This is a genomic window from Streptomyces sp. NPDC041970 (assembly GCF_055588985.1).
In genome coordinates this window covers 21,230-32,181 of record NZ_JBVJCD010000064.1, presented here as the reverse complement: position 1 = coordinate 32,181, position 10,952 = coordinate 21,230, and the positions used below count along the sequence as shown (strand labels likewise).

Sequence of the window (10,952 nt, the reverse complement as noted above, 5' to 3'; positions counted from 1 at the left end):
CCTCCCTCCATGCTCGGGTCCCCCCCCCCCGCGCACAAGCCAACCATCACACGCACCCAACCCAGCGCGGCGCCCCCCCCCCCCCCCCCCCCCCCCCCCCCCCCCCGCCCGCGCCCCCCCCCCCCCCCCCCCCCCCCCCCCCCCCCCCCCCCGCCCCTGGTGACGGGTCGGCGGACGCCTATCGGCGCACCGCGTCCAGCGCGTCCACCCCGCCGGCCCCGTAGAAGCCGTTGAAGCGCTCGCCGCCCTCGCAGACCGCGTCGATGACGCCGTCGCCGTTGATGTCGTACGGCGCACCGCACGCCTTCGCGTCCGCCTGGAGCGTCAGCAGCGCCTTCACCGCCGCCGGCGAGGCGTAGGGGTGCTTGGACTTGATCAGTGCCACGACGCCCGCCGCGTGCGGGGCGGCCATCGACGTACCGGCCTTGTAGCCGAACCTGCCGCCCGGCAGCGTCGAGAGGATCAGCCCGCTGACGGCCGGGGCCTCGGGGGTCTGGTAGACCGTCGAGTCACCGCCGGGAGCCGACACGTCGATGACGCCCTCGCCGTAGTTGGAGTACGACGACTTCAGCCCCTTGGCGCCGGTGGCGGAGACCGTCACGACGCCCGGCAGCATGGTCGGGACGTCCGGGCACAGCCGGGGGTCGACCGTCCGCGTCACGGGCTGGGAGTCGTTCGGGCTGGTCGTGTCCTCGATCGCGTCGGACGCCAGGTCGTGGCGGGCGTTCCCGGCCGCGGCGACGTTGACCGCGCCGCGGCGCTCGGCGTACCGCGCGGCCCGCGCGAGGGCGTCGACCAGAGCGCCCTGGTCGGGGTCGTTCTTGCAGGTGAACAGCCACGGGTCGGTGTAGTAGCTGTTGTTCGTCACGTCGACGCCGTGCTCGGCGGCCCAGAGGAACCCGCAGACGACGGCCTCGGTGTAGAAGAACCCGTCCGGGTTGGACACCTTGATGCCCGACACCTTCACGCCCGGCGCGACGCCGGTCACCCCGGTGCCGTTCTTCGCGGCGGCGATGGTGCCCGCCACATGGGTGCCGTGGTCGCTCTCGCCCGCCGCCGGACGCCAGGAGCCGGGGGTGGTGTCCGGAGCGCCCGAGACGCAGTTGACCGAGGCGTCGCGGTCGAAGTTGGTGGCCAGGTCCGGGTGGTTGTCGTCGACGCCCGTGTCGATGACGGCGACCGTCACCCGCGGGGAGCCGAGCGACTTCTCGTGCGCCCGGTCGGCCTTGATCGCGGGCAGCGACCACTGGAGGGGCTCCAGCGGGTCCTCGCCGGCCTCGGCGTCCGCGGCGGCGGCCTCCGCCTGGGCGGCGGTGAGCGGCTGCGCCAGGGCGCCGACGTCCTTCGTGGCCTGCGGCACGATCGGGTTGGTCCGGGTGGCTCCGGCCGACTCCACGCCGCGGGCCCGCCGGATCGTTTCGCCGAAGGCCGGGTTCTGCGAGTGGACGACGATGACGCCGATCTGCTCGTAGGCGGCGACGACGGTGCCGCCGGCCCGCTCGATCGCCTTCTTGACGCTCTTGACGGTGCCGTGGCCGCCTCGCGTGTTGACCACGTAGGAGAGCTTGGGCCCGTCGGTCCGCACGGTCGCGGCGGCCCTCTCTCCGGTGGGCGCGGCCGTGGCCGCGCCCACCGGCAGGAAGCCGATCGAGGCGGTCAGCGCGAGTCCGACGGGGAGCGCGAGTGCGCGGGTCCGTCTCGATGCCAGATGAGCCATGGGGTCTCCACATCATCCGTACCGGTCGACCGGGCACCTGGCGTGCTCGGTCGCGTACATGACGAGTGAAGCTATCGCTCACCTGCCACCGCATCAATGTTTACGGGCAAGTGAGTTCGAAGGGTGATCAAACTGACCCGTACGTGGACGGCTGATCCGGGCGAGCGGACCCCGCGCGCCGCGTCGGAGAAGACGAAAGACGCGGTGAACCGCTTCGTCGCGTCCTCCGTGCCGTTGTCCAGGAGGCACGCCCCGTCCCCGACAGTGAGGCCTCCCTTGTCGTCCACCGTCCCCCAGACCACCGCACGCGCGTCGCGAGGAGATTCCGTGACCAACGACGTACCGCCGCCCGACCGCGGCCGGCAGCCCACCACCGAGGCGTTCGTCGCGATGCAGGCCAGCGACGAGTTCGCCGACCTGCGCCGCTCGCAGCGCGCCTTCGCCTTCCCGCTCACCATCGCCTTCGTGACCTGGTACCTGCTGTACGTCCTGCTCTGCAGCTACGCGGGCGGCTTCATGGCCACCAAGGTCGTCGGCAACCTCAACGTCGCCCTCGTCCTCGGACTCGCCCAGTTCGCCACCACCTTCCTCATCGCCTGGCTCTACTCCCGGCACGCGGCCGCCAAGCTCGACCCGAAGGCCTCGGCGATCAAGTCCCGTATGGAGGCCGACGCATGAGCGCCGCCCACGCCGCGTACCCCGCCGTCCAGCTCGCCGCCGAAGGCGCGAGCGAGCACCGGCCGCTGATCATCACCCTGTTCGGCGCGTTCGTCGTGGCGACCCTCGTCATCACCGTGTGGGCCGGCCGCCAGACGAAGAGCGCCGCCGACTTCTACGCGGGCGGCCGCCAGTTCACCGCGTTCCAGAACGGCCTGGCGGTCTCCGGCGACTACATGTCCGCCGCGTCCTTCCTCGGCATCGCCGGCGCCATCGCCCTCTTCGGGTACGACGGCTTCCTCTACTCCATCGGCTTCCTCGTCGCCTGGCTCGTCGCCCTGCTGCTGGTCGCCGAACCGCTGCGCAACTCCGGCCGCTACACCATGGGCGACGTCCTCGCCTACCGGATGCGCCAGCGCCCCGTCCGCACCGCGGCCGGCACGTCCACGATCGTCGTCTCGATCTTCTACCTGCTGGCGCAGATGGCCGGCGCGGGCGTCCTCGTCTCGCTGCTGCTCGGCATCACCAGCGACGCCGGGAAGATCCTCATCGTCGCCCTGGTCGGCGTGCTCATGATCCTCTACGTCACCATCGGCGGCATGAAGGGCACCACCTGGGTGCAGATGGTCAAGGCCGTCCTGCTCATCGCGGGGACCCTGCTCATCACCTTCCTGATCCTGCTGAAGTTCGACTTCAACGTCTCCGACCTGCTCGGCACGGCCGCCGACAACAGCGGCAAGGGCGCGGCGTTCCTGGAGCCCGGCCTCAAGTACGGGGCGAGCGGCACCTCGAAGCTCGACTTCATCTCCCTCGGCCTCGCCCTGGTCCTCGGCACCGCGGGCCTGCCGCACATCCTGATCCGCTTCTACACCGTGCCCACGGCGAAGGCCGCCCGCAAGTCCGTGAACTGGGCGATCGGCATCATCGGCGCCTTCTACCTGATGACGATCGTGCTCGGCTTCGGCGCCGCGGCGCTCCTCAAGCCCGGCGAGATCATCGCCTCCAACAAGGCGGGCAACACCGCGGCCCCGCTGGCCGCGCTGGAGATCGGCGGCGGCTCGGGGTCCACCGGCGGCGCGATCCTCCTCGCGGTGATCTCCGCCGTCGCCTTCGCCACCATCCTCGCCGTCGTCGCCGGACTCACCCTCGCCTCCTCCTCGTCCTTCGCGCACGACATCTACGCCAACGTCATCCGCCGGGGGAAGGCCACCGAGAAGGAGGAGGTCCGCGCCGCGCGCTGGGCCACCGTCGCCATCGGCGTCGTCTCCATCGCCCTCGGCGCGCTCGCCCGCGACCTGAACGTGGCCGGCCTGGTCGCCCTGGCCTTCGCCGTCGCCGCCTCCGCCAACCTGCCGACGATCCTCTACAGCCTCTTCTGGAAGCGCTTCACCACGCAGGGGGCCCTCTGGTCCATCTACGGAGGGCTCGCCGCCTCCGTCGTGCTGGTGCTGTTCTCGCCGGTCGTCTCCTCCAAGCCCAGCTCGATGTTCCCCGGCGTCGACTTCGCGTGGTTCCCCCTGGAGAACCCCGGCCTGATCTCGATCCCGCTCGGCTTCCTGCTCGGCTGGGTCGGCTCGCTGCTCTCCAAGGAGAAGCCCGACACGGACAAGTACGCCGAACTGGAGGTCAAGTCCCTCACCGGCATCGGGGCCCACTGAGCACCGCCCCACCGCACCGGCCGGGCCGCGTCGTAGAGTCCTCCGAGGCGGCCCGGCCGCGCCTCGTGGCAAACGCGCCCGGCCGATGCCGCCGGCCTCCCGTAGGCTCGGGAGGGTCAACGTCTCGGAAGAGCGACCGCACCACCGCGGACACCACCGGGGGAGGGGCCCATCATGCTCGTCGACACCTACGGCCGGGTCGCCACCGACCTGCGCGTGTCACTGACCGACAAGTGCAATCTGCGCTGCACGTACTGTATGCCCGAAGAGGGCCTGCAATGGCTGAGCCGGAGCGAGCTGCTCTCCGACGACGAGATCGTGCGCCTGATCCGCATCGCCGTCACCTCGCTCGGCGTCACCGAGGTCCGCTTCACCGGCGGCGAACCCCTGCTCCGCCCCGGCCTCGTCGCCATCGTCGAGCAGTGCGCCGCGCTCGCCCCCCGCCCCCGCATGTCGCTCACGACCAACGGCATCGGTCTCAGCCGGATCGCCGCCGCCCTCAAGGCCGCGGGGCTCGACCGGGTCAACGTCTCCCTGGACACCCTGCGCCCCGACGTCTTCAAGACCCTCACCCGCCGCGACCGCCACCAGGACGTGCTGGACGGCCTCGACGCCGCGCGCCGGGCCGGGCTCACCCCGGTCAAGGTCAACGCCGTCCTGATGCCGGGGCTCAACGACGACGAGGCCCCCGACCTGCTCGCCTGGGCCGTCGCCCACGACTACGAGCTGCGCTTCATCGAGCAGATGCCCCTGGACGCCCAGCACGGCTGGAAGCGCGACGGCATGATCACCGCCGGAGACGTCCTCGCCTCGCTCCGCACCCGCTTCACCCTCACCGCCGAGGACGACGGGGCGCGCGGTTCCGCCCCCGCCGAGCGCTGGACGGTGGACGGCGGCCCGCACCGCGTCGGCGTGATCGCCTCGGTCACCCGCCCGTTCTGCCGTGCCTGCGACCGCACCCGGCTCACCGCCGACGGCCAGGTCCGCACCTGCCTCTTCGCCCGCGAGGAGACCGACCTGCGGGCGGCCCTGCGCGGCGATGCCCCGGACGAGGAGATCGCCCGGCTCTGGAAGCTGGCCATGTGGGGCAAGAAGGCGGGCTCCGGGCTGGACGATCCGTCCTTCCTCCAGCCCGACCGCCCGATGTCGGCGATCGGCGGCTGACGCTCAGCCGCCGCCGGGCCCCGGCTCCCAGTCCGCCAGCGCCACGACGTCCTTGAGGAACCCTCGTACACCGAGGAAGGAGGACAGGTGCTCCCGGTGCTCGTCGCAGGCCAGCCAGGTCTTGCGCCGCTCGGGCGTGTGCAGCTTGGGGTTGTTCCACGCGAGCACCCACACGGCGGCGGCCCGGCAGCCCTTGGCGGAACAGGGCGGGGCGCCGGCGGGGGTCTCGGCGGACGTCTCGGGGAAGATCACGGCGACCAGCCTACGGGCTGCCCCGCGGCACGCGGCGGGCGCACGGCGACGGCCGGGCGCTCACCGCGCCGCCGGAGCGAGTGCGTCCCCCGGCCCCGCGCCACCGGATGGTCCTGACGCGTCCCCGCCGGAGAAACGGCGACGCCGAGCAGCCACGGGGGGAGCTGCCCGGCGTCAGTCCGTCGCTCCGACGGGGGATGCGGAGCGCTTTGGCAGTATGTCACGGGGACCGGGGTGCGGTGCAGGGGAACGCCATGATTGCCCGGCCCTCCCCGCCCGCCCCGACGCCCCTCCTCAGCCGTGCTCCTGCGGCGGCGGGACCCGGCCCGCCGCCTCCTCCGCACCGCCGGACGCCGCCGGCCCCGGAGCGGGCCCGACCGCCGGGCGCAGCGGCGGCGTGACGAACGTCGAGGGCAGCGAGGGCGCGCTCTCCCGGCCCGCGTTGGCGATGACCACCGCCACGTACGGCAGCAGCACGCCCAGCGCAAGCGCCACGACCGCGACGTGCCGTTCGACGTTCCACAGCACCGCGGCCAGCACCACCGACACGGTGCGCACCGACATAGAGATCACGTAGCGCCGCTGCCTGCCGCGGACGTCGTCCGCCAGCCCCTGCCGCGCGCCCGTGATCCGGAAGACCTCCGCACCGTCCTTCTTCCGCAGCATGTTCCACCACCAGATCTCGTCGCCGGACGCTCCCGGACCGGGCCCGTTCCACGGTACGCCCGGAGTGCGCCCCGCAGGAGACCGGGGCGCACTCCGGGCCCCGCCGCCGCCGGGCGGGCCCCCGTCCCGCTCCGTCCGACATGCGCCCCGCCGCCGGGGGGCCGAGACTGGTCTGACGCGCACACCGCGCCGCACGAGGAGGCGACATGAGCTGGTTGTGGGCAATCATCGTGGGACTGGTGCTCGGCGTCATCGCCCGAGCGATCCTGCCGGGCAAGCAGGCCATCCCCATCTGGCTGACGATCGTGTTCGGCATCATCGGCAGCATCCTCGGCAACGCCGTGGCCGGCTGGATCGGGGTCGACGACACCAAGGGCATCGACTGGATCCGCCATCTGCTGCAACTCGCCGGCGCCGTGGTCGTCGTCGGACTGGGCGACATGCTCTGGCAGTCGATCCGAGGCGGCGGCAGACAGCGGACCTGACTCCCGCGACACGAGGACGCCGCGGCCGGGCACGCGCTTGCTCGCGCGTGCCCGGCCGCGGCGCCGGGTGCGGACCCTGTCAGCCGACCGGGCCGACCTCCACGGCCGCCAGGTTCTTCTTGCCCCGGCGCAGCACCAGCCAGCGCCCGTGCAGCAGCTCCTCGGCGGCCGGGGCGGCCTCGCCGTCGAGGACCTTCACGTTGTTCACGTACGCGCCGCCCTCCTTGACGGTGCGCCGCGCCCCCGACTTGCTCGGCGCCAGCCCGACCTCGACCAGCAGGTCCACCAGGGGGCCCGGCTCCGCGACCCGGACGTGCGGCACCTCGGACAGGGCCGCGCTCAGCGTCGCCTCGTCCAGCTCGGCCAGGTCGCCCTGCCCGAACAGCGCCTTCGACGCCGCGATGACCGCGGCGCACTGCGCGCCGCCGTGCACCAGCGTGGTCAGCTCCTCCGCCAGCGCACGCTGCGCCGAGCGGGCCTGCGGCCGCTCCTCGGTCAGCTTCTCCAGCTCCGCCAGCTCCTCGCGGCTCCGGAAGCTGAGGATGCGCAGGTAGCGCGAGACGTCCCGGTCGTCCACGTTCAGCCAGAACTGGTAGAACGCGTACGGCGTGGTCATCTCCGGGTCGAGCCAGACCGCGCCGCTCTCCGACTTGCCGAACTTCGTCCCGTCCGCCTTCGTCATCAGCGGCGTCGCCAGCGCGTGCACGGTCGCGCCCGGCTCCAGCCGGTGGATCAGGTCGATGCCCGCGGTGAGGTTGCCCCACTGGTCGCTGCCGCCCTGCTGGAGCGTGCAGCCGTGGCGGCGGTACAGCTCCAGGAAGTCCATGCCCTGGAGCAGTTGGTAGCTGAACTCGGTGTAGCTGATGCCCTCCTGCGACTCCAGCCGGCGGGCGACGGAGTCCTTGGTGAGCATCTTGTTGACCCGGAAGTGCTTGCCGACGTCCCGCAGGAACTCGATCGCGGACAGGCCCGCGGTCCAGTCCAGGTTGTTGACCATCGTCGCCGCGTTCTCGCCCTCGAAGGAGAGGAACGGCTCGATCTGGGACCGCAGCCGGGTCACCCAGGCGGCGACGGTCTCCGGGTCGTTCAGCGTGCGCTCGGCGGTGGGCCGCGGGTCGCCGATCTGGCCCGTCGCACCCCCCACCAGGGCCAGCGGCCGCAACCCGGCCTGCTGGAGCCGCCGCATGGTGAGCACCTGCACCAGGTGCCCCACGTGCAGGCTGGCCGCGGTCGGGTCGAAGCCGCAATAGAAGGTGACGGGGCCGTCCACGAGAGCCTTGCGCAGTGCGTCCTCGTCAGTGGACTGGGCGAACAGCCCGCGCCACTTCAGCTCGTCGACGATGTCCGTCACGGTTCCGGTGCTCCTTACGGCTAGGAGAGATGTACGGGCCAGTCTAGGCGGGTCACACCCCCAGGCTGACCGAGCTCATGTTGAAGTCCGGGACGCGCAGCGCGGGCATCGCGGCGCGGGTGAACCAGTCGCCCCACTCGCGCGGCAGCGTCATCTCCGTACGCCCCGCCTCCGACGCCCGCGACAGCAGGTCCACCGGCGACTCGTTGAACCGGAAGTTGTTGACCTCGCCGACCACCTCGCCGTCCTCGACCAGGTAGACGCCGTCACGGGTCAGCCCGGTCAGCAGCAGCGTCGCCGGATCGACCTCCCGGATGTACCAGAGGCAGGTCAGCAGCAGCGCGCGCCCGGACGTCGCGGCCACCATCTCCTCCAGCGACCGCTCGCCGCCGCCCTCCAGCACCAGGTTGTCGATGGCCGGGGCGAGCGGCAGCCCGGTCAGCTCCGCCGTGTGCCGGGTCGTCGTCAGCCGCTCCAGCCGCCCGTCCCGCATCCAGTCCGTCGGGGCGAGCGGCAGCCCGTTGTCGAAGACGGAGGCGCTGTCGCCGGAGGCGTGGGCGATCACGAAGGGCGCCGACTCCAGACCCGGCGCGCACGGGTCGCTGCGCAGCGTCAGCGGGAGCGGGGAGAGCGCCTCCCCCAGCCGGGTGGAGCCGCCCGGCGCCGAGAAGACCGTCCGGCCCTCGACGGCGTCCCGCGCGGTCGAGGACCAGAGCTGGTAGATCAGCAGGTCCGCGACGGCCGTCGGCGGCAGCAGCGTCTCGTACCGCCCGGCGGGCAGCTCGACGCGCCGCTCGGCCCAGCGCAGCCGCCGCGCCAGCTCCGCGTCCATCTCCACCGGGTCCACGTCCCGGAAGTGCCGGGTCGCCCGGCCCGCCCACGCCGAACGCGTCCGGTCCGGCGACTTCGCGTTCAGCTCCAGCGTCCCGTTCGGCTGGTCGTGGCGCAGCCGCAGCCCCGTCGACGTGCCGAGGTAGGTGGAGGTCAGCTCGTGGTGGGCGAACCCGTACAGCTCGCGGCCCCCCGAGCGGGCCCGTCCGAAGGCGTCGCCGAGCGCCGGGGCGAAGTCCGCGAAGACCTCCGGTCCGGTCTCGGCGGGCGCGTCCTCGAAACCGGGGGACGCGGGCGCGCCGCCCACCAGCGGCTGCGCGTCCTCGGCGGGCCCCGCGGCGCGCGCGGCCGCCTCGGCCGCCCGCACCAGGGGCTCCAGGTCGTCCGCGGTCACGGCGGACCGGGAGACCACGCCGGACGCCGTCCCCTCGGCCCCGTCCACCGTCGCCACGACGGTCAGGGTCCGCCCGCGGGTCACCCCGTTCGTGGTCAGCGCGTTGCCCGCCCAGCGCAGGTTGGCGGAGGAGTGCTCGTCCGCGATGACCACCAGGCCGTCCGCGGTGGACAGCTCCAGGGCCCGCTCGACGATCTCGTACGGCTTGCTGACGCGGCTCATCGACCGGCCTCCTGCGTCGTGTTGAGGATGTTCACGCCTCGGAAGAGGGCGGAGGGGCAGCCGTGCGAGACCGCCGCCACCTGCCCCGGCTGGGCCTTGCCGCAGTTGAACGCGCCGCCCAGGACGTACGTCTGCGGGCCGCCGACCTTCTCCATCGAGCCCCAGAAGTCCGTCGTGGTCGCCTGGTAGGCCGCGTCGCGCAACTGCCCGGCGAGACGGCCGTTCTCGATGCGGAAGAAGCGCTGCCCGGTGAACTGGAAGTTGTAGCGCTGCATGTCGATCGACCAGGAGCGGTCGCCGACCACGTAGATCCCGCGCTCCACCCCGCCGATCAGGTCCTCCGTCGACAGCCCGCCCGGCTCCGGCCGGAGCGACACGTTCGCCATCCGCTGGACGGGCACATGGCTCGGCGAGTCCGCGTACGCGCAGCCGTTGGAGCGGCCGAGCCCCGTCAGCTTCGCGATCCGGCGGTCCAACTGGTAGCCGACCAGGACGCCGTCCCGCACCAGGTCCCAGGACTGCGCCGCCACGCCCTCGTCGTCGTACCCGATGGTGGCGAGCCCGTGCTCGGCGGTGCGGTCGCCCGTCACGTTCATCACGGAGGAGCCGTACGCCAGTGTGCCCAACCGGTCGAACGTGGCGAACGAGGTCCCGGCGTACGCCGCCTCGTACCCCAGCGCCCGGTCCAGCTCGGTGGCGTGGCCGATCGACTCGTGGATGGTCAGCCACAGGTTCGACGGATCGACGACCAGGTCGTACGTCCCCGCCTCGACGCCCGGCGCGCGCATCTTCTCCGCGAGGAGCTCGGGGATCTCCTCCAGCTCCGCGTCCCAGTCCCAGCCGGTCCCGGTCAGGTACTCCCAACCGCGCCCGACCGGCGGCGCGATGGTCCGCATCGAGTCGAACTCGCCGGTCGCCCCGTCCACCGCCACGGCGGTGAGCTGCGGATGGACCCGCACCCGCTGCTGCGTGGTGACGGTCCCCGCCGTGTCCGCGTAGAACTTGTTCTCGTGCACGGCCGTCAGGGAGGCGTCCACGTGCGCGACCCCCGCGGCCCCCAGCAGCCGCCCGCTCCACTCGGCGAGCAGCGCCGCCTTCTCCTCGTCCGGTACGGAGAACGGGTCGATCTCGTACGCGGAGACCCAGGTCCGCTCGCCGTGCACCGGCTCGTCCGCCAGCTCGACCCGCTCGTCGGACCCGGCGGCGGCGATCACCCCGGCCGACAGCTTCGCCATGGCGACCGCCCGCGAGGCCACCTTCGCGGCCGCGTCCATCGTCAGGTCCACCCCGGACGCGAACCCCCACGCGCCCCCGTGCACCACCCGCACCGCGTACCCGAGGTCCGTACGGTCCGAGGCCCCGGCCGGCCGGGCGTCCCGCAGCCGCAGCGAGGCGCTGCGCACCCGCTCCAACCGGAAGTCGGCGTGCGTCGCGCCGAGCGCCCTGGCCCGCGCGAGCGCCGCGTCGGCGAGCGCGCGCGAGGGGAGGGCCAGGAAGGACTGATCTACCGCGTGGGGCACAGGGAATTCCCTTCTCGATACACCACGGCAGTGAA

10 protein-coding genes are annotated in these 10,952 nt (G+C 72.8%); 4 read left to right on the top strand and 6 right to left on the bottom strand.

The window, feature by feature from the left end; translation table 11 throughout:
* Positions 1 to 178: 178 nt before the first annotated feature.
* Entirely contained in the window at positions 179 to 1,717 is a 1,539-nt protein-coding gene (locus ACZ6EJ_RS24125) for a S8 family peptidase (RefSeq protein ID WP_469269904.1), read from the bottom strand.
* Between the two features lie 327 nt (positions 1,718 to 2,044).
* On the opposite strand from ACZ6EJ_RS24125, the gene ACZ6EJ_RS24120 reads away from it, so the two are divergent.
* The 3 genes from ACZ6EJ_RS24120 to moaA all read left to right on the top strand — a co-directional run bounded on the left by ACZ6EJ_RS24120 (position 2,045) and on the right by moaA (position 5,196).
* Complete coding sequence (locus ACZ6EJ_RS24120) at positions 2,045 to 2,395, top strand: DUF485 domain-containing protein (RefSeq protein ID WP_469269902.1); 351 nt, start codon at positions 2,045 to 2,047, stop codon at positions 2,393 to 2,395.
* Complete coding sequence (locus ACZ6EJ_RS24115; RefSeq protein WP_469269900.1) at positions 2,392 to 4,032, top strand: solute symporter family protein; 1,641 nt, start codon at positions 2,392 to 2,394, stop codon at positions 4,030 to 4,032. Before ACZ6EJ_RS24120 ends, ACZ6EJ_RS24115 begins: the two co-directional genes overlap by 4 nt.
* Before the next feature lie 174 nt (positions 4,033 to 4,206).
* Positions 4,207 to 5,196: a GTP 3',8-cyclase MoaA gene (gene moaA / locus ACZ6EJ_RS24110; protein ID WP_469269899.1), complete on the top strand. Its 990-nt coding sequence runs from the start codon at positions 4,207 to 4,209 to the stop codon at positions 5,194 to 5,196.
* A 3-nt stretch (positions 5,197 to 5,199) separates the two neighbouring features.
* Here moaA and ACZ6EJ_RS24105 read toward each other — a convergent pair whose 3' ends face one another.
* Together ACZ6EJ_RS24105 and ACZ6EJ_RS24100 are read right to left on the bottom strand one after the other, a co-directional pair.
* The gene (locus ACZ6EJ_RS24105) at positions 5,200 to 5,448 is read right to left on the bottom strand and encodes a hypothetical protein (RefSeq protein ID WP_469269897.1); all 249 of its coding nucleotides are present in this window, start codon (positions 5,446 to 5,448) and stop codon (positions 5,200 to 5,202) included.
* Between the two features lie 294 nt (positions 5,449 to 5,742).
* Positions 5,743 to 6,114 carry a DUF3099 domain-containing protein gene (locus tag ACZ6EJ_RS24100; protein ID WP_469269896.1) on the bottom strand — a complete coding sequence of 124 codons (372 nt, stop codon included), beginning with the start codon at positions 6,112 to 6,114 and terminating at the stop codon, positions 5,743 to 5,745.
* A 206-nt stretch (positions 6,115 to 6,320) separates the two neighbouring features.
* Between ACZ6EJ_RS24100 and ACZ6EJ_RS24095 the strand changes: the two genes are divergently transcribed.
* Entirely contained in the window at positions 6,321 to 6,599 is a 279-nt protein-coding gene (locus tag ACZ6EJ_RS24095; RefSeq protein ID WP_469269895.1) for a GlsB/YeaQ/YmgE family stress response membrane protein, read from the top strand.
* Positions 6,600 to 6,678: 79 nt separating this feature from the next.
* Here ACZ6EJ_RS24095 and tyrS read toward each other — a convergent pair whose 3' ends face one another.
* The 3 genes from tyrS to ACZ6EJ_RS24080 are packed head-to-tail and all read right to left on the bottom strand — an operon-like array spanning position 6,679 to position 10,917.
* Positions 6,679 to 7,950: a tyrosine--tRNA ligase gene (gene tyrS / locus ACZ6EJ_RS24090; protein ID WP_469269893.1), complete on the bottom strand. Its 1,272-nt coding sequence runs from the start codon at positions 7,948 to 7,950 to the stop codon at positions 6,679 to 6,681.
* Between the two features lie 52 nt (positions 7,951 to 8,002).
* Positions 8,003 to 9,397, bottom strand: a complete 1,395-nt coding sequence (locus tag ACZ6EJ_RS24085) for a metallopeptidase TldD-related protein (RefSeq protein WP_469269892.1) — start codon at positions 9,395 to 9,397, stop codon at positions 8,003 to 8,005.
* Positions 9,394 to 10,917, bottom strand: a complete 1,524-nt coding sequence (locus ACZ6EJ_RS24080) for a TldD/PmbA family protein (protein ID WP_469269891.1) — start codon at positions 10,915 to 10,917, stop codon at positions 9,394 to 9,396. Before ACZ6EJ_RS24080 ends, ACZ6EJ_RS24085 begins: the two co-directional genes overlap by 4 nt.
* Between the last annotated feature and the right edge of the window lie 35 nt (positions 10,918 to 10,952).